The organism is Salinicola sp. LHM (genome assembly GCF_034479735.1).
GTDB classification, from domain to species: Bacteria; Pseudomonadota; Gammaproteobacteria; order Pseudomonadales; family Halomonadaceae; genus Salinicola; species Salinicola salarius.
Genome location: NZ_CP140261.1, coordinates 1,884,894 through 1,909,911 on the forward strand (window position 1 = coordinate 1,884,894; position 25,018 = coordinate 1,909,911).

The window sequence follows — 25,018 nt, forward strand, 5'->3', positions numbered from 1 at the left end:
CGCTTTTCCTCCTTGCGTGCTGAAACGTTCATCGACTGAAACGATTCATCCGGCACGAGGTGCCGAACGAAAGCATGAAGTCAGTCTGGCAAAGATTGGCGGTTGGGCAAGCGCGGGTAGTGTCCGCGGCAGGAAGATCGTCGGCGCTGGGAGCACCGACGAGGGGAGAGCGGGCGTGTCGGTAATCAGTCGTCGAGGTCGTCGTCCAGCTCTTCGGCGGCGTCGGCATGGGACATGCGCAGACCCGTCGGGGGCAGCGGCACGTTGTCCAGTGTCACCTTGCCATCGGGCGACAATTTGACGCGGCCTTCGAGGAACCAGCGCACCGCGATGGGATAGATCAGGTGCTCGCGGGCATGGACCTTTTCAATCAACGCGTCGACATCCTGATCCGGTTCGACGTTGACCACGGCCTGGATCACCACCGGCCCGCCATCGAGCTCCTCGGTGACGAAATGCACGCTGACGCCGTGCTCGGAGACACCGTCGGCCAGTGCGCGCCGGTGCGTGTCCAGCCCCTGATAGGCGGGCAGCAGTGACGGATGAATGTTGAGCATGCGACCGCGATAGCGGTCGACGAAAGCGGGCGTCAGAATGCGCATGAAGCCGGCGAGCACCACCAGGTGGGGCTCGTGGCGGTCGATGACCTTGATCAGCGCGGCGTCGAAGGCTTCGCGGGAATCATACTCGCGGTGGGGCAGGGCGACGGCATCGACGCCGGCGTCCCGGGCGCGCTTGAGTCCATAGGCATCGGCCTTGTTGGAGACCACGGCGACAATCTCGCCGCCGCCCAGTTCGTCGTGCTCCTGGGCATCCAGCAGGGCCTGCAGGTTGCTGCCATTGCCGGAGATCAGTACCACGACCCGCGGCTTTTCGGCCGCGGCCACTTCGAAGTCGTTCAGCGTGTCGTGCTGCTGTGAAGGATAGTCACCGCTCATGCCGGCAGGTTCTCCAGTTGCACGGCTTCTGCATCGGCATCACGGCCGACGATCTCGCCCAGACGATGGACGGTTTCGCCGGCGGTCTCGAGATGGGCGATGGCCTGGTCGGACTGATCCGCGGGAACCACCACGACCATGCCGATGCCGCAATTGAGCACACGATACATTTCACGCTCTTCCACGTTGCCCTGCTGCTTGAGCCAGTCGAACACGGCGGGACGCTGCCAGCGGCTGACGTCGATCCGCGCGGCCAGATGTTCCGGCAGCACTCGCGGCACGTTCTCGAGCAGGCCGCCGCCAGTGATGTGGGACAGCGCGTGAACGTCGACGCTGCTGGAGCGAATCAGCGACAGCAGCGACTTGACGTAGATACGGGTCGGTGCCATCAGCAGGTCGGCCAGCGGCTTGCCTTCCAGCGTGTCGTCGAGCTTGCCGCCGCCGACTTCCAGGATCTTGCGGATCAGCGAGTAGCCGTTGGAGTGCGGGCCGGAAGAGGCGAGGCCCAGCAGCACGTCGCCTTCACCGACCTTGCTGCCGTCGAGGATCTCGGATTTTTCGACCACGCCGACGCAGAAGCCGGCCAGGTCGTAGTCGCTGCCCTCGTACATGCCGGGCATTTCCGCGGTTTCGCCGCCGACCAGCGCGCAACCCGCCTGGCTGCAGCCTTCGCCGATGCCGGTGACCACGTCGGCGGCGATATCGACATCCAGCTTGCCGGTAGCGTAGTAGTCGAGAAACTGCAGCGGCTCGGCGCCGGCAACGACCAGGTCATTGACGCACATCGCGACGAGATCGATGCCGATGGTGTCGTGACGCCCCAGGTCCATGGCCAGGCGCAGCTTGGTGCCGACGCCGTCGGTGCCGGAGACCAGCACCGGCTGGCGGTAGCCGCTGGGAATTTCACACAGCGCGCCGAAACCGCCGAGCCCGCCCATGACTTCCGGTCGCGAGGTGCGCTTGGCGACGCCCTTGATTCTCTCGACCAGCGCGTTGCCCGCGTCGATGTCGACACCGGCGTCTCGGTAGGTCAGAGACTGGGAGCCGGGCGAACGGGGCGCGTTCGGGGTATCGGAAGAGGAGCGCGTCATAGGAGGACCTTTCTCGCGGAGCCAAGGAATAAGGATGATGTTCAGCGGGGCGCATTGTAGCATTGCCTTCATTGAGGGGGCAGTCGAAGGACGACGAGAGCGCGATGACAAAACTGCAAATCTGGGGCGCGATCGGGGCAGCGCTGGCGGTCTGGCTGCTGATCCTGCTGGAACCGATCCTGATGCCGTTCTTCGTCAGCATGATCCTCGCCTACCTGGGCGACCCGGTGACCGACTGGCTCGAAGCGCGCGGATTGTCGCGGCGCCTTGCCGTCAGCGTGGTGTTCCTGCTGCTGGGCGTCATCATCGTCGGCGGCGTCCTGGTGCTGGTTCCCGTGCTGGGACGTCAGATCGCGCAACTGATCGAGGCGCTGCCCAGCATCTTCAATTGGGTGCAGGCAACGGTTCTGCCGGAGATCCAGTCGTTGACGGGAATCGACTTTACTGCCGACTTCGATCAGCTGCGCGATGCGCTGATGGCCAACTGGCGCGAGACCGGCACCTTCGCGGCGGCGTTTCTCGCCCAGGCGTCTCGCTCCGGCCTCGCCTTTGCGGTGTGGATCGGCAACATCGCGCTGATCCCGGTGGTGACGTTCTACCTGCTGCTCGACTGGGACCGAATCAAGGGATATATCCGCGACATGCTGCCCCGGCACATCGAGCCCCGCGTGACCTCGTTGACCACCGAGTGCGACGAGGTGCTGTCGGCGTTCCTGCGAGGGCAACTGCTGGTGATGCTGAGCCTGGGCGTGATCTACGCGGTCGGCCTGAGCGTGATCGGGCTGCACTTCGGGCTGCTGATCGGGGTGATGGCGGGGCTCGCCAGCATCGTGCCGTATCTCGGCGTGATCGTAGGCATCGTGACGGCCGCGGTAGTGGCCTTCTTCCAGTTCGATACCTGGCTGCCGCTGGTCGGCGTGCTGGTCGTGTTCGGTATTGGCCAGATCGCCGAAAGCACCGTCCTCCAGCCTCTTTTGCTGGGTGACAAGATCGGGCTGCATCCGGTGGCCGTGATCTTCGCGGTACTCGCCGGCGGCCAACTGTTCGGGTTCACCGGCATTCTGCTGGCGCTGCCGGTGGCCGCCGTCGTCATGGTATTGCTCCGCTACGCCTACCATCGCTATCGTGGCAGCCAGCTCTACAATCGTTCGCGCAGCGGCGCGCTTTCCCAAGACCAGAGCCAAGGAGATGGATCGACATGAGTCCGGGGCCGTCCCAACTGCCGCTCGGCGTCGGGCTACGCGATGATGCCACTTTCGCCAACTATCTGCCGGGCGACAACGCATCACTGGTGGCGCATCTCATGAAGCAGCTCGACGATAGCGGGGAATCTTTCCTCTATCTCTGGGGTGGCGAGGGCGTGGGCTGTAGCCATCTATTGCAGGCGGCGTGCCATAACGCCGATGCCCGAGGCAAGCGGGCACTCTATCTGCCTCTGGATGCGCTGGGGCATTTTCCGCCGGATATTCTCGAGGAGCCGGAACGCCTCGATCTGCTGGCGATCGACGACCTGCAGCTGGTGGTCGGGCGAAGACGTTGGGAGGAGGCGCTGTTCCATGGCTTCAACCGCCTTCGCGATGCCGGCAAGCGGCTGGTGATCGCCGCCGACCGCTCGCCGCGCCAGCTTGAGGTCAAGCTGCCGGATCTCGCTTCCCGCCTGAACTGGGGCATGGTGTTTCACGCCCAGCCGCTGAACGACACCCAGCGGCTGGCGGCCCTGCAACTGCGTGCGCAGGTGCGTGGGATGGAGCTGCCGGCAGAAGTGGGGCGTTATATCCTCCATCGCGGCCCGCGCCAGCTGGACCCGCTGTTCGAGATCCTGTCGCGGCTCGATCGCGCCTCGCTGTCGGCCAAGCGCAAGTTGACCATCCCCTTCGTCAAGCAGGCGCTGGAGTGGTGAGCCAGCTTAGATAGCCGACACCGGCTCAGAGCGTGACATCACTGTAGTGAGCCAGCGTCGTGCTCGGTTCGTGCGCCCGACGTTCGCGGATCATCTGATGCAGCGTGCTCATCAACTTGGCGGCGCCGGGCGACATGCGCCGTTCGCGCAGGCTGATCAGGCCGAAAGGCTGCACGCTGAGCGCATCGGTAGACGGCAGAATCGCGAAGCGTGGCTGGGTGCAGAGCAGATCCGCGACCTCGCGTGTCGTGACCGTGATCGAGTCCGATTTATCGACCATGGCCAGCGCCATGTAAATATCCGGCGTATTGATGATGCGCTGGGGTGGCGCCACCTTGTGATGCAGGAAAAGGTGCTCGACGCGCTGGCGCATCAGCGCCCCCGGTGGCTGCAATACCCACGGATAGTCCAGCATCGGGATCAGGTCGAAAGCGTCTTTCGCGAGCGGATGCCCGGCACGGCAGACGAAGCACAGCGCTTCTTCGCCGATTTCCTCGAATACGAAATCGCCGGCCGGCATTCCGCTGGGAATGCGGGCAATGGCGAAATCGAACTCACCGTCGCGCAGTCTCGGCACCAGATTGCGACTGACACCGACATCGATGTTGACCTCGAGATGGGGACTGTCACGGTGCACGCGCTCGACCGCGCTGGCCAGCAACGTGACGGCAGGCGCGAGCACCGTACCGATCGATACCGTTCCCGCGTTACCTTCCTTGAGTGCATTGATTTCATCGCTCGCTTGCGTCAACGATGTCAACATGCCGCGGGCATGGCGGATCAGGCTTTCCCCGTACCAGTTGGGCGTCACGCCACGGGAGTGCCGCTCGAAAAGCGAGACGCCAAGCAGATGCTCGAGATCCCCCAGCAGCTTGGAAGCCGCCGGTTGGCTCATTCCCAGCCTTGCCGCCGCACGATGCAGGTTGCGGTGGTCGTCTAGTGCCACGAACAGCTGCAAATGGCGGAACTTGAGCCTGACACGAAGGAACCAGTCCGGCGGCAACGGGTCGGTGGAATGTGCTTTCATGAAACGGTCTCGGACGTATATTCGACGTTTTTATAAGTCACGTTGTGGCGTTCTCGCATAGTCAGATAGGGATCGTGGGTCTAGGGTTTAAACGATCGTCATCGGCGGCGGCAGGCCGGTCCGAGCAGCAAGAACGATAACCAGAAAACTGAAAATGAAACCAGGAGCTTGTGATGACACGCCATGTCCTTTCTCTTTCTCGGTGTCTCGGCGTCGGTCTGTTCGGATTGATGATCGGGCAGGCCTTCTTGCAAGCCCAGGCGCAGACGATGCCGGCGAATTCGCCATCCTCCAGCGCCTTGCCACCGGGCATCGAGAGATCGGCCTTCGGTCGGTTGCCGGATGGCCGCGAGGTCGACTGCTATCGAATCACCAACGACAACGGCATCGAGATGCGGGTCATCAACTACGGCGGCATCATCGTATCGTTGAAGACGCCCGATATGACCGGGCGGATGGACGATATCGTGCTGGGCTTCGATTCGCTCGATGATTATCTCTCCGAGACCTATCGTCAGGCCAACCCCTACTTTGGTGCCTTGATTGGTCGCTATGGCAATCGTATTGCCAATGGCCGCTTTACGCTGGATGGCGAAACCTATCGTCTGCCCACCAACGACGGTCCCAATACCCTGCATGGCGGCGATGTCGGGTTCAATCAGCGCTTGTGGCATGCCGAACCCTTTTCATCTTCCCAGGGGCGAGGCCTGGTCCTGACCTATACCAGCCCGGATGGCGAACAGGGATTCCCCGGCCGTCTGTCGACGCGAGTCAGCTATACGCTGACCCATGACAATGAACTGGCCATCGACTACCGTGCGGAAACGACGCGTGCGACGCCGGTCAATCTGACCCAGCACAGCTACTTCAATCTCCAGGGCGAGGGGAGCGGCAGCGTCCTCGATCACCAACTGATGATCAACGCGAGCGCCTACACGCCCGTCGGCGAGACCCTGATTCCGACGGGAGAGATCGCCGACGTCAGCGGTACGCCGTTCGATTTCCGCCAGCCGACCGCCATCGGCGCACGCATGGGGCAGAAGAACACTCAACTGGCCTATGCCAAGGGCTACGATCACAACTTCGTGCTGAGCAGGAATCCGGGACAGGCCGATCGACCGACGCTGGCGGCGAAGGTCATCGAGCCGCACAGCGGCAGAGTGCTCGAGGTCGCCACCACGGAGCCGGGACTGCAGTTCTATTCGGGGAATTTCCTCGATGGCAGTCTCGTCGGCAAAAGCGGTCGCCCGTACACCCATCGTTCCGGTCTGGCACTGGAGACGCAGCATTTCCCCAATTCCCCCAATCAGCCGAATTTCCCTTCGACGATTCTCAAGCCCGGTGAAACGTACCATTCCCAGACCGTCTATCGTTTCTCGACGATTCAGCAGATGCCGGGCGTTACCTCAGGCTGATTGCCGTCAAGGCCCGACTCTTCGAAGCCGCCGTCATGGCGGCTTTTTCGTGGAGGATGGGGGCTTCTCGTCACCAAAGTCGTAAAACGACTTTAGTCGGCACGAAAAGCCACTGTGAGGTCGTCGACCCCGCATCCCGGTAGCTCTCATGATTTGCTGATAGCAAATTAAGTATCGCTTTGAGCGAGGCTCGTTATTAGCCGGTTATTGGACGACTGTTTAATGTCGTTTCAGCCGTGTCATGGCATGTGCTTGCCAATAATAAACCTAATGGTCCACGAGGCCTGGAGGTCGTCAATGATTCGCTTTGTGAAGTCGTCACTGCTCGTGCTGAGTGTCTCTGCCCTTGGCATTGGCGCTGCACCGCTCTATGCCCAGGATGACGTCAAGATCGGTTTCATCGTCAAGAAACCCGAGCAGGCCTGGTTCATCAATGAGCAGGATGCGGCCACCGCCCTGGGCGAGCAAAAGGGATTCGAAGTCGTCCGGCTGTCGGGCGAAGACGGCCAGCAGGTGCTCAGCGCCATCGATAACCTCAATTCACAGGGCGCCCAGGGTTTCGTGATCTGTCCGCCGGACGTTCGGCTGGGGCCGGCGATCGCCAACCGCGCCGAGCAGTACGGCATGAAGGTGGTGACCGTCGATGATCAGTTCCTGGGTCCGGACGGCAAGCCGATGGCGTCCGTGCCGCATCTGGGCATGTCGGGCTACAAGATCGGTCAGCAGGTCGGCGAGACGATTGCCAAGGAGATGAAGGCGCGGGGCTGGGATCCGCAGGATGTCGCGGCATTGCGCATCAGCAACAATGAACTGCCGACCGCCAAGGAGCGCACCGATGGCGCGACGGACGCGTTGCTGGACGCCGGTTTCGTCGAGGACAACATCTTCGACGCGCCGCAGCAGAATACCGATACCAGCAGCGCCTTCGCCGCGGCGTCTCCCGTGCTGTCGAAAAATGGCAATTTCGAGCATTGGGTGATCTACGCGCTCAACGAAGAGAGCGTGCTGGGCGGCGTTCGCGCGAGTGAGCAGTACGGCCTGTCGCCGGATCAGGTCATCGGCGTCGGCATCAATGGCTCGGGTGCGGCGTTCGCCGAATTCTCGCGCGAGAAGCCGACCGGTTTCTACGGCACCATTGCCGTGAGTTCGACCATGCATGGGCGCCAGAGCGCAGACAATCTCTATACCTGGATCGCCGAGGACAAGCAGCCGCCGGCCAATACCGAAACCACCGGAACGCTGATGACGCGCGACAATTGGGAGCAGGTTCGCGACGATCTGGGACTGTAAGCCGGTGCGTCGATAGTCGAATCATATACCGCTGAGGAGAACGGTATGGCGGATGCTTACCTGCGTGTCGATGGCATCACCGTCGAGTTTCCCGGGGTTCGCGCGCTGGACGGCGTCAGTTTCTCGGCGCGCGGCGGCGAAGTCCACGCGTTGATGGGCGAGAACGGTGCAGGCAAATCCACGCTGCTCAAGGTACTGAGCGGCGTCAACCGCGTCACCGGTGGTCAGCTCTGGATCGGAGGCGAGCCGATCGTTTTCGCTAATGCGCGTGAAGCGCTACGGCGTGGCATCGCGATCATCTATCAGGAACTGACCCTGTCGCCCAATCTCTCGGTTGCCGAGAACCTTCTGTTGGGGCAATTGCCGGTCAAGCACGGCTTTCTCGACCGGCGTCGGCTGCGCGAGCGGGCGATGACGATTCTGGAAGAACTAGGGGAGGGGGACATCCACCCCTCGACCAAGGTTCGGGATCTCTCGATCGGTCAGCAGCAGATGATCGAAATCGGGCGAGCACTGCTGCGGGACGCGCGCATCATTGCCTTCGACGAGCCGACCAGCTCGCTCTCGGTGCAGGAAATTCGCCATCTGAAGCGAATCGTCTCGCGACTGCGCGACGAAGGCCGCGTGGTGCTTTACGTGACCCATCGCATGGAAGAGGTGTTCGAAATATGCGATGCGGTGACCGTGTTCCGCGATGGCCGCCACATTCGTACTCACGACACGCTGGAAGGACTCGATCACGATACGCTGGTCAGCGAGATGGTGGGGCGCGAGATCGAGGATGTCTACGGCTACCGGCCACGCCAATCGGGCGATGTGCTGATGCGTCTCGAGGGTATCGAGGGCCGTGGCGTCCGGGCGCCGGTCAGCCTCGAGATTCGGCGCGGCGAAGTGCTCGGGCTGTTCGGGCTGGTCGGGGCAGGACGGAGCGAATTGATGCGGCTGGTCTGCGGCGTGGAGCGTGCCACCGCCGGCCGGGTTTTCTTCGATGGCAAGTTGCAGCGATTCGGTTCGCCGCAGGCCGCAATCCGTGCCGGTATCGCCATGTGTCCGGAGGATCGCAAGTCGCAGGGTATCTTCCCGGTGGCGAGCGTATCGGACAATCTCAACATCAGCTGTCGCCGTTTCTTCAAGCGCTGGGGCGGCTTTCGCAACCCGCAACGCGAGACCCGAAACACCCAGGACTACATTCGCCAACTGCGTATCCGGACGCCTGGGCCCAAGACGCCCATCGCCAATCTTTCCGGCGGCAACCAGCAGAAGGTGATTCTGGCGCGCTGGCTGGCCGAAGAGATCGATCTTTTCGTGATGGACGAGCCCACTCGCGGCATCGATGTCGGGGCGCGTCGGGACATCTATTCGCTGCTGTACGACCTCGCCGAGCAGGGCAAGGGGATCCTGGTCATTTCCAGCGATCTGGCGGAAGTCAGTTCGATCTGCGACCGCATCGGCGTCATGCGGGAAGGGTTACTGACCGATGTCGTCGAACGAGACGAGGCGACGCCCGAGCGACTGCTGGGATTGGCGCTGCCGGCCTGAGATCGGTCCTCATCGCTACTCGATGAATCGATCCCGCGCCGGTTGGCATCGGTTTATGGTCGTCATCGTTTTGAGGTTGCATCCGTTTTATAGAAGCTCCGTTTTATAGAAGCAAATGAATCTCAAGAGGGTTCAGGAACATGAATGACAAAGTTGCCACATCGGCGGCACTACCACGCGAGACACGCCGTGGGCTGCCCAAGCCGCTACGGACGCTACTCGACACGTCCGGTCTGATTGCGGTTTTCATCCTGCTCTTCATCGGCCTCTCCGTGCTGGTGCCGGATTTCCTGACCGGCCGTAACATCGTCGGGCTGCTGCTGTCGGTGACCCTGATCGGCACGATCGCCACCACCATGATGATGGTGCTGGCGCTGGGCGAGGTGGATCTGTCGGTGGCATCGATCGTGGCCTTTTCCGGTGTGGTCGCGGCGATGGTGACTTCGACTACTGGCAGCGCGGTGATCGGCGTGCTGGTGGGAATCGCAGCCGGCGCAGCGGTCGGGGCTTTCAACGGTTTCGTGGTCGCCCGCTTCGGCATCAACTCGCTGATCGCGACGTTGGCCGCGATGGAGTTCGTACGAGGCCTGGCCTATATCACGTCCGGCGGCGATGCCGTCATGATCACCGTACCCGGCTTCTTCGATCTTGGCAGCGCCTCGTTCCTCGGTCTGACATTGCCGGTATGGACGATGATCGTCTGCTTCCTGGTGTTCGGTGTCGTACTCAACATGACCGCCTTTGGCCGTAATACGCTGGCGACGGGGGGCAATTCCGAGGCCGCCAGTCTGGCCGGGGTCAATGTTCGCCGCTTGAAGATCATGGTATTCGCGCTCCAGGGTCTGGTTGCCGGCATCGCCGGGGTGCTGCTGACTTCTCGTATGGGGCTGGGCGATCCCAACACGTCTCAAGGGCTCGAGCTCGCCGTCATCTCGGCCTGCGTATTGGGTGGTGTCTCGCTTTCCGGCGGCGTGGCCTCGATCACCGGCGTGCTGGTCGGTGTACTCATCATGGGGTGCGTACAGAATGCGATGGGGCTGCTCAACGTACCGACGTTCTATCAGTACCTGGTACGCGGCGCGATCCTGCTGCTCGCGGTCATGTTCGACCGCTGGAAACAGACCCGCCGCGCCGTTGGCTGATGAGTCCCGGCACGCAACCTGCAACTTTGGTCGCGTCGAAACCACGAGCTTGTATGACGATCACGTGTTCTTACGCATGATGCGGCCCATCTAATAACCATATTGATATTGGTTTTGCCGATTTTTGGCATTTCATGGTTATTGATGCTTGGCACTACTGTGGCCGTACCCACGGCGGACATGTCCAATCGAAGCCGTGACAGTCGTCAGGAGAACGCCATGCAAGACACGACACAAGCGGCCGCCGGCCTATCCACATTAGGGCTGATGGGGGTCGCCGTCGCAGCTATCGCCATTCTGTTGGTTTTGATCATTCGGGTGCGTCTGCATCCCTTTTTTGCGCTGGTCATCGTCAGTATCGGTACGGCACTGGCGACCGGCATTACGGTGGCCGATTTGCTTCCCACATTGCTGGGCGGCTTCGGCAAGACGCTGGGCAATGTGGCGCTGCTGATCGGTTTCGGGGCGGTACTGGGGCGGCTGGTTGCGGTTTCCGGCGGGGCGCGAGTGCTGGCCGACACGCTGATTAGTCTGTTCGGCAGCAAGCGGGCGCCGTTGGGTCTGTCGATCGCCTGCCTGCTGTTCGGCTTTCCGATCTTTCTGGATGCGGCCTTCGTGGTCATGCTGCCGGTCATCTATTCGGTCGCTCGTGAGCTCAAGGCCTCGTTGCTGCTTTATGGGCTGCCGGCGGCGGGTGCGTTTCTGGTCATGCACGCCTTGATGCCCCCACATCCCGGCCCGGTCGCGGCGGCGGTCTTCCTGCACGCCGACATCGGCCAGGTGCTGTTCGTCGCGCTGCTGGTGGGGCTGCCGACCTGGTACGTGATGGGCTACCGGCTGTCGCTGATACTGGCCAAGCGGACGCCGTTCCAGCCGGTGCCGAACTTCATGGGGGCGGAAAGCGAGGAGATCCCGCCCGAGAAGCGCCCGGCGTTCGGTACGGTGCTGCTGGTACTGTTGCTGCCGCTGGTGCTGATCTTCCTCAACACGGGGCTATCGACGCTGGGTCAGAGCGGCGTGATCGATAGCGACAACCCGCTGGTTTCCGCGCTGATGGTGATCGGCGAGACACCGATCGCGCTGCTGATCAGTACCTGTATCGCCATGTGGCTGCTGGTCATTCGTGCCAGTGAACGCGGAGCGATGGATTCCATCAACGAGATTGTCGAGCAGGCGCTCTCCCCGGTCTGCAGCATCATCCTGATCACCGGTGCCGGCGGCATGTTCGGTGGCGTGCTGACGGCCAGCGGCATCGGCGACGCGCTGGCAGACAGTCTCCAGGCGTTCGGGCTGCCGGTGATCCTGGCCGGATACGTGATCGCATCGGTGATCCGGATCGCTCAGGGTTCGGCCACGGTGGCCGGCACCACGGCAGCCGGCATCATGGCGCCGGTGGTGCTGGGGGATCCCACGCTTGCCGGATTGCCGGCAGCCTGCATTACCGTCGCGATCGTCGCGGGCGCCATCGGTTACTCCCACGTCAACGATTCCGGGTTCTGGCTGGTGGGACGCTTCCTCGGTGTCGATACCAAGACGATGTTGAAGACATGGACGGTGATCTCCATCGGCATTTCGCTGATGTCGTTCGCCCTGGCGTGGCTGGTGTTTTCCTTGCTGTGATCCTTGATGACACGCATCGACAGCACCGGTTGACGAACACCTTTGATGATGGCCCTGACCGCCACCGCACTGACGATGGCTCGAGGAGAGAAGAATGAGCGATTCATCGGACAAGTCCCAAAAGCCGTCCCAAAAGCCAGAGTCCCAGCGCCAGCTGCGCTCTGCCCAATGGTTCGGTAGCGCCGACAAGAACGGCTTCATGTACCGCAGCTGGATGAAGAACCAGGGCATTCCGGATCATGAATTCCAGGGCAAGCCGATCATCGGCATCTGCAATACCTGGTCCGAGCTGACGCCGTGCAATGCGCATTTCCGCAAGCTTGCCGAGCACGTCAAGAAAGGGGTGCTCGAAGCCGGTGGCTACCCGGTCGAGTTTCCGGTGTTCTCCAATGGCGAGTCCAACCTGCGGCCGACGGCGATGTTCACCCGTAACCTTGCCAGCATGGATGTCGAGGAGGCGATTCGCGGCAACCCGATGGATGCCGTGGTACTGCTGGTCGGCTGTGACAAGACCACGCCGGCGCTGCTCATGGGCGCGGCGAGCTGCGATATCCCGACGATCGTGGTGACCGGCGGGCCGATGCTCAACGGTAAGCACGAAGGCAAGGATATCGGTTCCGGCACGGTGGTCTGGAAGCTTTCCGAAGAGGTCAAGGCGGGCAAGATCTCGATCCACGACTTCATGGCCGCCGAGGCTGGCATGTCGCGCTCCGCCGGCACCTGCAACACCATGGGGACCGCGTCGACCATGGCCTGCATGGCGGAATCGCTGGGCGTTTCCCTGCCGCACAACGCGGCGATTCCGGCAGTGGATTCCCGTCGCTACGTACTCGCGCACCTTTCCGGCAACCGCATCGTCGAGATGGTCGACGAGGATCTGAAGCTGTCGAAGGTTCTGACCCGCGAGGCGTTCGAGAATGCGATTCGCACCAACGCGGCGATCGGCGGCTCGACCAACGCTGTCATCCACCTGAAGGCGATCGCCGGTCGTATCGGTGTCGACCTGCCGCTGGACGACTGGACGCGTATCGGCCGCGGTACGCCGACCATCGTCGACCTGCAGCCCTCCGGGCGCTTCCTGATGGAAGAGTTCTATTATGCCGGCGGTCTGCCCGCGGTGCTGCGTCGGCTGGGCGAAGCCGACCGGCTGCCGCACAAGGATGCGCTGACGGTCAACGGCAAGACGATCTGGGAAAACGTGCAGGACGCGCCGCACTACAACGATGAGGTGATCCGGCCGCTGGACAATCCGCTGCGTGAAGATGGCGGCATCTGCATTCTGCGCGGCAATCTGGCACCCAATGGTGCGGTGCTCAAGCCCTCGGCGGCCAGCCCCGAGCTGATGAAGCATCGCGGCCGGGCGGTGGTGTTCGAGAATTTCGACGACTACAAGGCGCGAATCAACGATCCGGACCTGGAAGTCGAAGCCAACGACATTCTGGTCCTGAAACACTGCGGCCCGCGCGGCTACCACGGCATGGCCGAAGTCGGGAACATGGGCCTGCCGCCCAAGATCCTGGAGCAGGGGATCACCGACATGGTTCGCATCTCGGACGCGCGCATGAGCGGCACGGCCTACGGCACGGTGGTCTTGCATGTGGCGCCGGAAGCCGCGGCTGGCGGTCCGCTCGCGGCGGTCCACAACGGCGACTGGATCTCGCTGGATTGCGACAGCGGCGCGCTGAATCTGGAAGTCGACGACGCCGAAATCGCCCGGCGGCTGGCGGAAGCCGATCCGATGGCGGCGTCGAACCAGATCGCCACGACCGGCGGTTACCGCCAGCTCTATATCGAGCGGGTGCTGCAGGCGGACGAGGGCTGCGATTTCGACTTCCTGCGCGGTTGCCGGGGCGCCGAGGTGCCACGGCACTCGCATTGAGCTGGCAGAGAATCGTGTTCAGCCAGAAAGCACGAGGTTGAGCGCAGAAGCTTTCGTTATTCGCCCATCAATGTGGCGGTGACCTTTCGGGCACCGCCATGCTCGCGATGTTCGCCCAACCAGATGCCCTGCCAGGTGCCGGTTAGCAGGCGGCCGTTTTCCACCGCCAGGGTCAGTTCGGTGCCGAACAGGCTGGCCAGCACGTGAGCGGGCATGTCGTCCGGGCCCTCCAGCGTATGCCGCATGCCGGACAGGTTTTCCGGTGCCAGCTTGCTGGCGAACAGCGCCATGTCGTGGCGCACGTCCGGGTCGGCATTCTCGTTGAGCGTCAGCGAGGCGGAGGTATGCATCAATTGCAGATGCAAAAGCCCGGTGCGGATGCCGTGCATGCCGGAAAGCGCGCCGAGAATCTCGTCGGTGACCAGATGAAAGCCGCGCGAACGGGGTTTGAGCGAGAACTGCTGACGATGCCACATGGGGTTGGTTCCTTCGGTCATTGATAGAAAGCACCTCATCCTAGATCGCGATGCTTGCCCTGTCTTTCAACGTCGACGGCTGGCAATCGTCAGCGGCACCGAAAGACCAAAGTCGCAATACTCGCGTTAACGTTTGCGCTTAGTCTGAACGACTACCGAGAACCGGTAGTCGCCCCCAGGCGATTCGAAACCAGGAGGTGTTCGTGAAAATTCGTGCCGCCGTGATTCATGAAATGAAAAGGCCACGTCCGTATCGGGAGTCGCTGCCGATGTCGGTCGAGGAGGTCGAGCTGGACGGGCCGGGGCCGGGCGAAGTGCTGGTCAAGATGCGTGCCGCCGGTCTGTGTCATTCGGATCTTTCCACGATCAATGGCGATCGGCCGCGCCCCTTGCCGATGGTGCTGGGCCACGAGGCGGCCGGCGAAGTCGCCGAAGTCGGCGAGGGCGTGACCGATCTCGCTCCCGGCGACCATGTGGTGTTCTCCTTTGCGCCCAGCTGCGGTGCGTGTCCGTCGTGTCTTTCCGGGCGGGCGGCGCTGTGTCAGCCCGGTGCGGCAGCCAACACTGCCGGGCATCTGCTGGGTGGCGGGATGCGTCTGCACAAGAACGGCCAGAAGATCTATCACCATATCGGCGTTTCCGGCTTTGCCGAGTACACGGTGGCGTCGCGCCGCTCCCTGACCCGGATCGATCCGGACCTGCCTTTTCATATCGCGGCGCTGTTCGGATGCGCGGTGCTGACAGGCGTCGGTGCGCTGGTGCATACGGCGGGCCTGAGATTGGGCCAGTCGGTGCTGGTCGTCGGCCTGGGCGGCGTCGGGCTGGCGGCGGTCATGGGCGCCGTCGGTGGCGGCGCGCGGCAGGTGATCGCGGCGGATATCGCGCCGGACAAGCTGGAGACCGCCAAGGCGATGGGCGCCACGCATATCGTCAACAGCGCCGATCCGGATGCGGTGCAGCAGGTGCGCGAGATCAGCGGCGGCGGGGTGGACATCGCGGCCGAGTTCGCGGGTGTGGCCAAGGCGCTGGAGTTTGCCTATGAATCCACGGCCCGTGGCGGCACGACCGTCACTTCCGGCTTGCCGCATCCCGACGTGCGATTCGCCATCAGCCCGACGCGCATGGTCGCGGAAGAGCGCACGCTCAAGGGCTCCTATCTGGGCGGTCACGTGCCATCGCTGGACGTGCCCGAATATATCGCGCTCTACCGGTCCGGCCGCCTGCCGGTAGATCGGCTGCTGACGCACCGATTGAAACTCGACGAGATCAACCTCGGTTTCGACCGTCTGGCGAGTGGCGAGGCGATACGGCAGATCATCGATTTCGATTGAGCCTCGAACCGGACGGAGCATGGTCCGGCTGCTAGTCTTGAAGGACTCGAAGGCGTAGCCCGACGTTCGGGCTGCGCCTTGGCATTTCAACCGTCATCGATAGGAGAAGGTCATGGCTCAGACACGAGTCGAGCGCGATAGCATGGGCGAACTGGAAGTCCCGGAGAGCGCGCTCTACGGCGCTCAGACGCAGCGTGCGGTGAACAATTTTCCGGTCAGTGGTCAGCCGTTGCCACCGGCATTCATCGCGGCGGTGGCCCGTATCAAGCGTGCTGCGGCGCAGGTCAACCAGGAGCTGGGGCTGCTGGACGAAGCCCGGGCCAGAGCTATCGTGACCGCAGCCGACGAAATCATCGACGGCAAGCATCCCGACCAGTTCCCGGTCGATGTGTTCCAGACGGGGTCCGGCACCTCGACCAACATGAACGTCAACGAGGTGATTTCGCATCTCGCGAGTCGCGACGGGCTCGAAGTCGGCCCCAACGATCATGTCAACATGGGGCAGTCGAGCAATGACGTGATTCCCACGGCCATCCATCTGGCGGCAGCGATCCAGGTCCGTGAGCGCCTGCTGCCGGCCCTCGGCTACCTGCGCTCGGTCATCGATGACAAGGCGAAGGATGTCGACGACGTGGTCAAGACTGGCCGCACGCATCTCATGGACGCGATGCCAGTGCGCTTGAGCCAGGAACTGGGTGGCTGGTCCAGCCAGGTCGGTCAGGCGATCGCGCGACTGGAAGACGGGTTGAAGCGCATCACTTGCCTGGCCCTGGGCGGTACGGCGGTCGGCACCGGCGTCAATGCGCATCCCGAGTTCGCCGACAAGGTGGCGCAGCGTCTGGCCAGCGATACCCATCTCGATTTCCGCCCCAACGACAGCTTCTTTGCCAGCCTGGCGTCGCAGGACGCGGCGGTGGAGCTTTCAGGGCATCTCAAGACGTACGCCGTCGCGGTGATGAAGATCGCCAACGACCTGCGCTGGATGAATTCCGGCCCGCTGGCCGGTCTGGGCGAGATCGAACTGGAGGCGCTGCAGCCGGGCAGTTCGATCATGCCGGGCAAGGTCAACCCGGTGATTCCCGAATCCGCCGCCCAGGTCGCGGCGCAGGTGATCGGCAACGATGCGGCGATCACGATCGGCGGGCAGAGCGGCAATTTCCAGCTCAACGTCATGTTGCCGCTGATCGCGCACAACCTGCTGGGTTCGATCACGCTGCTGACCAATGTCAGCCGTCTGCTGGCCGACCGAGCCATCGCCACGTTCAATGTGCGGCGCGACAACATCGAGCGCCCGCTCTCCCGCAACCCGATTCTGGTGACGGCGCTCAATTCGGTGATCGGTTACAACGCGGCGGCGGCGGTGGCCAAGAAAGCCTATCAGGCAGGGCGGCCGATCATCGATGTCGCCGAAGAGGAAACCGATCTCTCCCGCGAGGAGCTGGAGCGTCTGCTCGATCCCGCCAGGCTGACCGAAGGGGGAATCCCGGAGTGACGGCTCCGGTCTGATTGGCTGCTTGCTTGCCTGCCTCGAACGTCGCCATTCATCCATGCATGGTCGACACCAATACGACAACGCCACCCGATCGGGTGGCGTTGTCGACTGGGACACTATCGCTGCGAAGACGGCCTCAAACCGGCGTTTCGCCATGCCGGTCCTGCGCCTCTTCGATGGTGTCCTCGGCGTCTTCGCGCTCCTCCGTGTCGGCCTTTTCGGGCTCGTTCTCGTCGGCGCGAGAAGGGTTGTGACATAGCGTGACCAGAATCGGGAAATGATCCGACCCGATCTCGGGCAACCGTTGCATATCGACGAGCGTGAAGTGCTCAGTGACGAATACGTGATCCAGCGGCCAGCGCAGCATCGGATATTTGGCATGAAAGGTGCTGTACTGGCCGCGGCCGCGTCGGGGATCCAGCATGCCGCTGACCCGACAGAAGAGCTTGGTCGTCGGCGACCATGCCACGTCATTGAGATCTCCGGCGACGATGGTCGGATCGTCGTTCTCGGCAATCGTCTGGCCGACCAGCAGCAGTTCCGCGTCTCGCCACAGCGATTCGTCGCTTTCCGACGGCGCGGGCGGTCTCGGGTGCAGCGCGTGGAAGCGAATGCGCTTACCGCTTTTGAGTTTGACCCAGGCATGAATCGACGGGATGTCATCCTGAATCAGCCACTTGACCTCGACGTCTTCCAGCGGCAACCGGGAATAAAGATGCATGCCGTAAAGATTGTCGAGAGGAATGCGCACGGCTTCCGGCATCTCCTCGCCAATGGCGGCGTCCAGTTGATCGCCCCACCATTGGTCGGATTCCAGCGTCAGCAGGATGTCCGGTTGGTGTTTCTCGACGAGAGCGATCAGTTTGTCGGCCTGACGATTGGGTGTCAGCACGTTGGAGACGAGCAGCTTGAGCTCGTGATCCGGCTCGTGAGATTCGGCCTCTACGACGAGACAGCTTGCCAATGACGTCCAGGGATAGACTCGCGCCCACTGGATGATGGCGGCAACGGTGCTGGCAACGACGCCAGCCCAGTGCCACCAGGCGGTCGGGCTTAAGGCAGCCTGAGCGAGTGCCAGAATGGTGGCGATGATGGCAATCTGGAGTAGCGGGAAATCGAAGCTGCGAACGCTCCAGTGGCGGATCCTCAGATAAGGCGCGAGCGTGACCAACAAGACGAGGCAGCCAAGGCAGGTAAACAGGAATTGCAGCAACTGGTCATTCCTTATATCAGGTTAAAGCACCGTACCTGGCCAAGGGTAGCAGAAACGTGACAGGCGCCCACGCCGATATGGCGCTTCGACGACTCACCAAAAGCTGTCATTCAAGATGCCTGGGATAGCGGTCCGAGGGTCGCAATGAGGGGATGCCGGCCGAGATGTTCCACCAGCGCTTGCTGCTCTTCGAGCGTCAGGCGCAGCCCCAGCTTGCTGCGTCGCCACAGAATATCGTCACTGGTGCGTGCCCATTCGTGCTCGATCAGGTAATCGACTTCTGCACGGGTCAGGCCACTGCCGAAATGCTGGCCGAGATCTTCCTGGCTCTGCTTTCCTGCCAGGAACTTCAAGCAGAGCGTGCCGTAACTGGAGGCGAAGCGCTCGGCCCGCTCCCGGCCAAGAAACGGATATTCGCGCAGCAACTGTGCGACGAATGTGTGGCGCGACTCGATATCCCCGCCGGGGAGCCGAGCGTCGGCCGTCCAGGCTTGCCTCATGTGCGGCAGCAGCGGTTGCAGTTTGTGCATGGCCGCTTCGGCAAGCTTGCGATAGGTGGTGATCTTGCCGCCGAAGATCGACAGCATCGGGGCGCCGTGCTTGTCGAGATCGAGCGTGTAATCACGCGTCATGGCGGAGGGATTTTCCGATTCGTCATCGCACAGCGGGCGGACGCCGGCATAGGTCGAAATGACATCCGCTCGGCTCAGCTTCCTGACGAAGTGCGCGTTGAGTACGTCGAGCAGATAGTCGATTTCCTCGTCGTTGATGCTGACCTTGGCCGGGTCGCCCTGATAGCGGCGATCGGTCGTGCCGATGAGGCTGAAGCGCTGCTGGTAGGGCAGCACGAACACGATACGGCCGTCCTGGTTCTGAAGAATGTAGGCGCGCTCGTCGTCGTTGAGTCGCGGCACGATAAGATGACTGCCCTGGATCATGCGGATGCCGTAGCGCGAGTCACGCCTGGCATTGCCTTTGACGAAGGATTCGACCCAGGGGCCGGCGGCGTTGACCAGCACTTTGCAGCGATGTTCGCGGCGTTCGCCGGTGTCGCGATCTTCGAGGCTGATCACCCAGTGTCCCGCTTCCTCTCGAGCCTCGGTGCAGCGGGTGCGAACCCGAATGTCCGCGCCTTTTTCCTGCGCCTGCAGCGCGTTCAGGATCACCAGCCGGGCGTCGTCCACCCAGCAGTCGGAATATTCGAACCCGCGCTTGATCGTCGGCACCAGCGGGCTCTCGCTGCCGAAGCGCAGGCTCTTGGCGTTGGGCAGGCTGTCCCGGTGGCTCAGATGGTCGTAGAGGAACAGCCCGGTACGAATCATCCAGCCCGGACGCAGGTGGGGCTGATGCGGAAGAATGAAGCGTAGCGGCCAGACGATGTGAGGCGCCTTGCGCAGCATGACTTCACGTTCTCTCAGTGCCTCGCGGACCAGGCGGAATTCCCGGTGCTCCAGATAGCGCAGGCCGCCATGGATCAGCTTGCTGCTGGCCGAGGAGGTCGCGCTGGCCAGATCGGCCTGTTCGCACAGGAGCACGGAAAGGCCTCGTCCGGCGGCATCGTTGGCAATGCCGGTACCGTTGATGCCACCTCCGACGACGATGAGATCGTAAATGTGGTGCTCTGTCGTTGAGGCCATGCCGTCCTCCGAAAAGGTGATGGAGTGGTTATGTTCGGTTTCGAAAATAGTTTAATCACTTCCGAACATCAATAGCGGCAAGGTATTTTCATAGGCCAATCGGGGAGGGGAAGAGTATAGGCGTGGCCATATGGCGAAACGACAAAGCCGGCATTGAAGCCGGCGTTGTCGGAAGGAGAAGGTGGCGAGTTCAGCCTGCGTAGGCAGTCACGGTTTCTCTGTCGTCAGGGACCGACGGGTCGGCGACGTAAAGTGCGACGTCGTGTTCACGCATCAGGCGACACAGCGTGTCTGGGGGCTGGCGGTCAGTGAAGAAGGCATTGATCTGACTGAGATTGCCCTGACGCACCACGGCGTTGCGATGGAACTTCGAGTGATCCGCTGCCAGGAAGACCTGGCGGGAATTGCGCAGAATGGCCTGCGCCACGCGCACTTCCTGATAATCGAACTCCAGCAGTGAGCCATCGCCATCGATGCCGCTGATCCCGATGATGCCGTAATCCACCTTGAACTGGTTGATGAAATCGATGGTGGCCTCGCCGATGATGCCACCATCGCGAGAGCGAACCTGGCCGCCGGCGACGATGACGTTGAAGTCGGTCTTGTGCTGCAGAATGGCGGCCACGTTGAGGTTGTTGGTGATGACTTCGAGCCCGCTGTGCTGGCATAGCGCCTCGGCGATGAACTCGTTGCTGGTCCCGATGTTGATGAACAGTGACGAAGAGTCCGGAATATGTCTGGCGAGCATCTCGGCGATGCGGCGCTTGGCGTCCAGATTCAATGTCTTGCGTGTGTGATAGGCGGTGTTGACCGTGCTCGACTCGAGTCCGGCGCCGCCGTGAACGCGCTTGACGACACCTTCTTCGGCCAGTTGATTGAGGTCCCGGCGCACCGTCTGAGGCGTGACATCGAAGTCTCTCGCGAGTTGTTCGATCGACGCATAGCCCTGACGCTTGACCAGCTCGACAATGGCTGCGTGACGTTCTTGCTGTGTCATGTTGATTTCCTGCCGCGGCCCGATGGCTATTCTTGAAAGGGTTGGTTGGCTCTAGAAAACGTTTCTAGGAAGCGTTGGTTGACGCCAGTTTACCAAAGCCAGCCGCATTGCCGTGGTTTCGGTTGAGGTCGCAGCGTTCCTAGTAAGTTCGACCATGGTCTAGGTTTTGAAAAACGACTCCATATTGTTGCCTATCTCATGATCATGAATACGGACGATTCTTGTGATACAGGGCGCGTCGCTCACCGGCTGAAAACGAATTGTCTCGGCATGACAGGCAGTTGGCGAAAATTTTTTATGCGTAGAGGGTTGCATTCCGCGGCTGCCCGGGTAAAATTCGCATCCGTTGTCACGGCGAGCCCGCCGCAACCCGAAGTAGGACCGTAGCTCAGTTGGTTAGAGCGCCACGTTGACATCGTGGAGGTCAGCGGTTCAAATCCGCTCGGTCCTACCAATGCAGTTTGGGCTTGTGACGACGACCTACAGGACCATAGCTCAGTTGGTTAGAGCGCCACGTTGACATCGTGGAGGTCAGCGGTTCAAATCCGCTTGGTCCTACCAGATTTCGAAACCCCGAGCTCCGGCTCGGGGTTTTTTGTGTCCGTTATTCCATTCTTGCTATCCGCCACCCGCCACCCGCCACCCGCCACCCGCCACCCGCCATCCGCCATCCACCATCCGCCATCCGCCATCCGCTCCCGCCAGTCGTGTTGGTTTCCGAACAAGCGATGTTGGAAACTCGGCACTTTTCCCTATCACACCTGTCATGCATCGGTTGCCAGAGATTGGACATTGGTGTTTAAGACTAAGGTGTTAAATATTTTAATGGGTTATAAATCAAAGCGATAAACTTCTTTTCCCGGTGACGGTGCTGGTTTCTTTTTTGGTCGTATAGCTTTATGAAACGGCTGTTCTAGGATGCTCGAAAGAGAACAGGGAACGGCGCCACTCATGTCATTACAACTCGACAATGTGACACTGTCGGTGCGGGGCGAGACCTATATCGACAATGCCTGCCTGATGCTGGAGCCAGGATCGTTCAATGTGCTGCTGGGGCATACGCTGGCGGGAAAGACGACGTTGATGCGGCTGATGGCCGGCCTGGATATGCCGGACCGGGGAACGGTGCGTCTCGGCGGGCGGGACATGACTCATGTGCCGGTGCGCCAGCGCAACGTCTCGATGGTCTATCAGCAGTTCATCAACTATCCCACGTTGACGGTTTTCGACAATATCGCCTCACCGCTCAAGCAGGCCAAGGTATCGCGCCAGGAGATTGCCCGGCGGGTCGAGGAGACCGCCGAGATGCTGGGCATCCAGCACCTGCTGGGGCGTTACCCGCAGGAACTCTCCGGCGGCCAGCAGCAGCGTACGGCGATGGCTCGCGCGCTGGTCAAGGATGCCGACCTGGTACTGTTCGACGAGCCACTGGTCAACCTCGACTACAAGCTGCGCGAGGCGCTGCGGGTGGAAATGCGCAAGCTGTTCGAGTCGCGTCATACCATCGCTGTCTACGCCACCACCGAACCCGCGGAGGCGCTGGCGCTGGGCGGCACGACCACGCTGCTGCACCAGGGCCGGATCGTCCAGAGCGGCCCCAGCGACGAGGTCTATCGCCACCCTTGCAACCGGGAAGCGGCGAGCCTGTTCGGCGAGCCGCCCATCAACCTGATGCCGATGACGATACAGGGCGACGAGTGTCGTATCGCCGACTTGCGTCAGCCGCGGCCGGACGTGTGGCGTTCGCTGCCGGCCGGCGAGTACCAGGTCGGTATCCGGCCGCACCACTGGTCGCTGCAGCCGCTCGAGGAGCCTGCGTTTCGCCTGCCGGTCGTCGTTCGTGTGGCGGAGATCAGCGGCTCCGAGACGTTCCTGCATCTATCGCATGACCGGATCGACCTGGTGGCGCATTTGATCGGCATTCACGAGTTCGGCGTCGACCAGGCTCTGGAGATGCAGGTGGCCTGTCGCCAGCTGTTCGTGTTCGAGCCGGACGGGGATCTGGTGCTGTCGCCCTCCTCGCCGCGACCAACGCTTGCCAGCGTGTAAGGAGAGTCGGAGATGGCGGAAATTCGCTTGGAGCAATTGGCGCACAGCTATCACGGCACCCCTTCGAAGCCGGCCGATTACGCGCTGAGGCAGATGGATCACGTCTGGGAGCAGGGCGGGGCCTATGCCTTGCTGGGCCCTTCGGGCTGCGGCAAGAGCACGCTGCTCAACATCATCTCCGGGCTGTTGGTGCCATCCGAGGGGCGGGTGCTCTACGACGGCAAGTCGGTCAACGACCTCAGCCCGCAGCAGCGCAACATTGCCCAGGTTTTCCAGTTCCCGGTGGTCTACGACACCATGACGGTGTTCGACAACCTGGCGTTTCCGCTACGCAACCAGGGCCTTTCCCGTGACCGCATCGACCTGCGTGTGCGCGAGGTGGCCGAGGCGCTGGAGATCGAGCCGCTGTTGAGCCGCAAGGCGCACAATCTGACCGCCGACGAGAAGCAGAAGGTGTCGATGGGGCGCGGTCTGGTGCGCGACGACGTGGCGGCGATCCTGTTCGACGAACCGCTGACGGTGATCGATCCGCAGCTGAAGTGGCGGCTGCGGCGCAAGCTCAAGGAGATCCATCAGCGTTTCAACGTGACGATGGTCTACGTCACCCACGATCAACTTGAGGCTTCCACCTTCGCCGACAAGATCGCGGTGATGTATCAGGGCCAGATCGTCCAGTTCGGCACCCCGCGGGAGCTGTTCGAGAATCCGCAACATACCTTTGTCGGCTACTTCATCGGCAGCCCCGGCATGAACCTGCTCGACATCGTGCTGGGCTCGTCAGGGGTCGAGCTCGAGAGGCGAACGCTGCCGGTGGATGAATCGGTCGTCGCGCAGCTGCGCCGAGGGGGCGAAGGGCGTCTGCAGCTTGGCATCCGGCCGGAGTTCGTGCAGCTCGTCGCTCCCGAGGCGTCGACGCTGCACGGCCAGGTGGATCTGGTCCAGGACCAGGGCACCTTCAAGATCGTCGATGTGCGTCTCGACACGCCGTCGGCGCCCGTGATCAAGGCGCGGCTGGGGGAAGAGGAGCCCGTACCGGAAGGGCGTGTCGGGCTGGCATTTCCGGCGGCCTGGCAGCGCTTCTATCGTGATGACCGGCTGGTGGAGATCGCGCCATGAAACCCTACAACAACAAGGCCTGGTGGCTGGTGCTGCCCGTCTTCGTGCTGGTGGCGTTCAGCGCCATCATTCCGATGATGACGGTGGTCAACTACTCCGTGCAGGACATCTTCGACCCGAGCACGCGCTATTTCGTGGGGACGGAGTGGTATCGGGAGATTCTGGCGGATCCGAGGCTGCACGATTCGCTGATGCGACAGTTCGTCTACTCGTTCTGCGTGCTGGCCATCGAGGTGCCGCTGGGCATCATCGTCGCGCTGTCCATGCCGAGGCGGGGGCTGGGCGTGCCGGTCAGCCTGATCCTGCTGTCACTGCCGCTGCTGGTGCCGTGGAACGTGGTGGGGACGATCTGGCAGATCATCGGCCGGGAGGATATCGGCCTCTATGGCTGGATCCTCAACAGCCTCGGGCTCGACTACAACTACGCCTCCAACCCGCGGGATGCCTGGGCGACGGTGCTGGTGATGGATGTCTGGCACTGGACGTCGCTGGTCGCGCTGCTGTGCTACTCCGGGCTGCGTTCGATTCCGGACGTCTACTACCAGGCGGCGCGGATCGATCGCGCCTCGTCCTGGGCGGTGTTCCGCTACATCCAGCTGCCGAAGCTCAAGAACGTGCTGCTGATCGCGGTGATGCTGCGCTTCATGGACAGCTTCATGATCTACACCGAGCCGTTCGTGCTCACCGGCGGCGGGCCGGGCACGGCGACGACGTTCCTGAGCCAGACCCTGACCCAGATGGCGCTGGGCCAGTTCGACCTGGGCCGGGCCGCGGCGTTTTCGCTGATCTATTTCCTGATCATCTTGCTGGTGACCTGGGTGTTCTATACCGCCATGACGCATAACGACAATAAGGGATGACGCCGC

Annotated in this window: 20 protein-coding genes and 2 tRNA genes; 15 read left to right on the forward strand and 7 right to left on the reverse strand. The window is 62.2% G+C overall.

Features of this window, described 5'->3' with window-relative positions:
• Positions 1-185: 185 nt before the first annotated feature.
• Together purN and purM are read right to left on the reverse strand one after the other, a co-directional pair.
• Complete coding sequence (purN, locus tag R5R73_RS08710) at positions 186-938, reverse strand: phosphoribosylglycinamide formyltransferase (protein ID WP_110633185.1); 753 nt, start codon at positions 936-938, stop codon at positions 186-188.
• Entirely contained in the window at positions 935-2,029 is a 1,095-nt protein-coding gene (gene purM, locus R5R73_RS08715) for a phosphoribosylformylglycinamidine cyclo-ligase (RefSeq protein WP_110633183.1), read from the reverse strand. Before purM ends, purN begins: the two co-directional genes overlap by 4 nt.
• 104 nt (positions 2,030-2,133) lie before the next feature.
• Here purM and R5R73_RS08720 point away from each other — a divergent pair, with 104 nt between their 5' ends.
• A complete protein-coding gene (locus R5R73_RS08720) occupies positions 2,134-3,231 on the forward strand; it encodes an AI-2E family transporter (RefSeq protein WP_071230415.1) in 1,098 nt (365 codons plus the stop codon).
• Positions 3,228-3,929: a DnaA regulatory inactivator Hda gene (gene hda, locus R5R73_RS08725; protein ID WP_110633180.1), complete on the forward strand. Its 702-nt coding sequence runs from the start codon at positions 3,228-3,230 to the stop codon at positions 3,927-3,929. The genes R5R73_RS08720 and hda overlap by 4 nt, the downstream gene beginning before the upstream one ends.
• A gap of 25 nt (positions 3,930-3,954) precedes the next feature.
• On the opposite strand, the gene R5R73_RS08730 is transcribed toward hda, so the two are convergent.
• Positions 3,955-4,956 (reverse strand): LysR substrate-binding domain-containing protein, encoded by a 1,002-nt coding sequence (locus R5R73_RS08730; protein ID WP_110633176.1) that lies wholly within the window; start codon positions 4,954-4,956, stop codon positions 3,955-3,957.
• A gap of 173 nt (positions 4,957-5,129) precedes the next feature.
• On the opposite strand from R5R73_RS08730, the gene R5R73_RS08735 reads away from it, so the two are divergent.
• The 6 genes from R5R73_RS08735 to R5R73_RS08760 all read left to right on the forward strand — a co-directional run bounded on the left by R5R73_RS08735 (position 5,130) and on the right by R5R73_RS08760 (position 13,841).
• Positions 5,130-6,371, forward strand: a complete 1,242-nt coding sequence (locus tag R5R73_RS08735) for an aldose epimerase family protein (protein ID WP_110633173.1) — start codon at positions 5,130-5,132, stop codon at positions 6,369-6,371.
• A 297-nt stretch (positions 6,372-6,668) separates the two neighbouring features.
• A complete protein-coding gene (locus tag R5R73_RS08740; RefSeq protein WP_110633170.1) occupies positions 6,669-7,661 on the forward strand; it encodes an arabinose ABC transporter substrate-binding protein in 993 nt (330 codons plus the stop codon).
• Between the two features lie 45 nt (positions 7,662-7,706).
• Positions 7,707-9,200 carry an L-arabinose ABC transporter ATP-binding protein AraG gene (araG, locus tag R5R73_RS08745; protein WP_322529445.1) on the forward strand — a complete coding sequence of 498 codons (1,494 nt, stop codon included), beginning with the start codon at positions 7,707-7,709 and terminating at the stop codon, positions 9,198-9,200.
• Between the two features lie 140 nt (positions 9,201-9,340).
• A complete protein-coding gene (araH, locus tag R5R73_RS08750; protein ID WP_322529446.1) occupies positions 9,341-10,342 on the forward strand; it encodes an L-arabinose ABC transporter permease AraH in 1,002 nt (333 codons plus the stop codon).
• A 219-nt stretch (positions 10,343-10,561) separates the two neighbouring features.
• Positions 10,562-11,962, forward strand: a complete 1,401-nt coding sequence (locus R5R73_RS08755) for a GntP family permease (protein ID WP_071230422.1) — start codon at positions 10,562-10,564, stop codon at positions 11,960-11,962.
• A 94-nt stretch (positions 11,963-12,056) separates the two neighbouring features.
• On the forward strand, positions 12,057-13,841 hold the full coding sequence (locus R5R73_RS08760) for an IlvD/Edd family dehydratase (RefSeq protein WP_110633167.1): 1,785 nt from the start codon (positions 12,057-12,059) through the stop codon (positions 13,839-13,841).
• Positions 13,842-13,897: 56 nt separating this feature from the next.
• Here R5R73_RS08760 and R5R73_RS08765 read toward each other — a convergent pair whose 3' ends face one another.
• Positions 13,898-14,317 (reverse strand): secondary thiamine-phosphate synthase enzyme YjbQ, encoded by a 420-nt coding sequence (locus R5R73_RS08765; RefSeq protein ID WP_322529447.1) that lies wholly within the window; start codon positions 14,315-14,317, stop codon positions 13,898-13,900.
• A gap of 203 nt (positions 14,318-14,520) precedes the next feature.
• Between R5R73_RS08765 and R5R73_RS08770 the strand changes: the two genes are divergently transcribed.
• Positions 14,521-15,648, forward strand: coding sequence for a zinc-dependent alcohol dehydrogenase family protein (locus R5R73_RS08770; protein ID WP_110633162.1), 1,128 nt, complete (start codon positions 14,521-14,523; stop codon positions 15,646-15,648).
• 112 nt (positions 15,649-15,760) lie between these two features.
• Positions 15,761-17,140, forward strand: a complete 1,380-nt coding sequence (locus R5R73_RS08775; RefSeq protein WP_110633158.1) for a class II fumarate hydratase — start codon at positions 15,761-15,763, stop codon at positions 17,138-17,140.
• A gap of 136 nt (positions 17,141-17,276) precedes the next feature.
• Here R5R73_RS08775 and R5R73_RS08780 read toward each other — a convergent pair whose 3' ends face one another.
• From R5R73_RS08780 to R5R73_RS08790, 3 genes are all read right to left on the reverse strand, one after another.
• The gene (locus tag R5R73_RS08780; RefSeq protein ID WP_110633155.1) at positions 17,277-18,353 is read right to left on the reverse strand and encodes an endonuclease/exonuclease/phosphatase family protein; all 1,077 of its coding nucleotides are present in this window, start codon (positions 18,351-18,353) and stop codon (positions 17,277-17,279) included.
• A 110-nt stretch (positions 18,354-18,463) separates the two neighbouring features.
• On the reverse strand, positions 18,464-19,990 hold the full coding sequence (gene glpD, locus R5R73_RS08785) for a glycerol-3-phosphate dehydrogenase (RefSeq protein ID WP_322529448.1): 1,527 nt from the start codon (positions 19,988-19,990) through the stop codon (positions 18,464-18,466).
• A 190-nt stretch (positions 19,991-20,180) separates the two neighbouring features.
• Positions 20,181-20,987, reverse strand: coding sequence for a DeoR/GlpR family transcriptional regulator (locus R5R73_RS08790; RefSeq protein WP_110633149.1), 807 nt, complete (start codon positions 20,985-20,987; stop codon positions 20,181-20,183).
• A gap of 377 nt (positions 20,988-21,364) precedes the next feature.
• Between R5R73_RS08790 and R5R73_RS08795 the strand changes: the two genes are divergently transcribed.
• The 5 genes from R5R73_RS08795 (at position 21,365) to R5R73_RS08815 (ending at position 25,012) form a co-directional block, all read left to right on the forward strand.
• Positions 21,365-21,441, forward strand: a tRNA-Val gene (locus tag R5R73_RS08795).
• A gap of 30 nt (positions 21,442-21,471) precedes the next feature.
• Positions 21,472-21,548, forward strand: a tRNA-Val gene (locus R5R73_RS08800).
• Between the two features lie 390 nt (positions 21,549-21,938).
• The gene (locus R5R73_RS08805; protein WP_110633147.1) at positions 21,939-23,036 is read left to right on the forward strand and encodes an ABC transporter ATP-binding protein; all 1,098 of its coding nucleotides are present in this window, start codon (positions 21,939-21,941) and stop codon (positions 23,034-23,036) included.
• A 12-nt stretch (positions 23,037-23,048) separates the two neighbouring features.
• Positions 23,049-24,152: an ABC transporter ATP-binding protein gene (locus R5R73_RS08810; protein WP_110633144.1), complete on the forward strand. Its 1,104-nt coding sequence runs from the start codon at positions 23,049-23,051 to the stop codon at positions 24,150-24,152.
• Positions 24,149-25,012 (forward strand): carbohydrate ABC transporter permease, encoded by an 864-nt coding sequence (locus R5R73_RS08815; RefSeq protein WP_110633141.1) that lies wholly within the window; start codon positions 24,149-24,151, stop codon positions 25,010-25,012. The genes R5R73_RS08810 and R5R73_RS08815 overlap by 4 nt, the downstream gene beginning before the upstream one ends.
• Positions 25,013-25,018 lie beyond the last annotated feature (6 nt).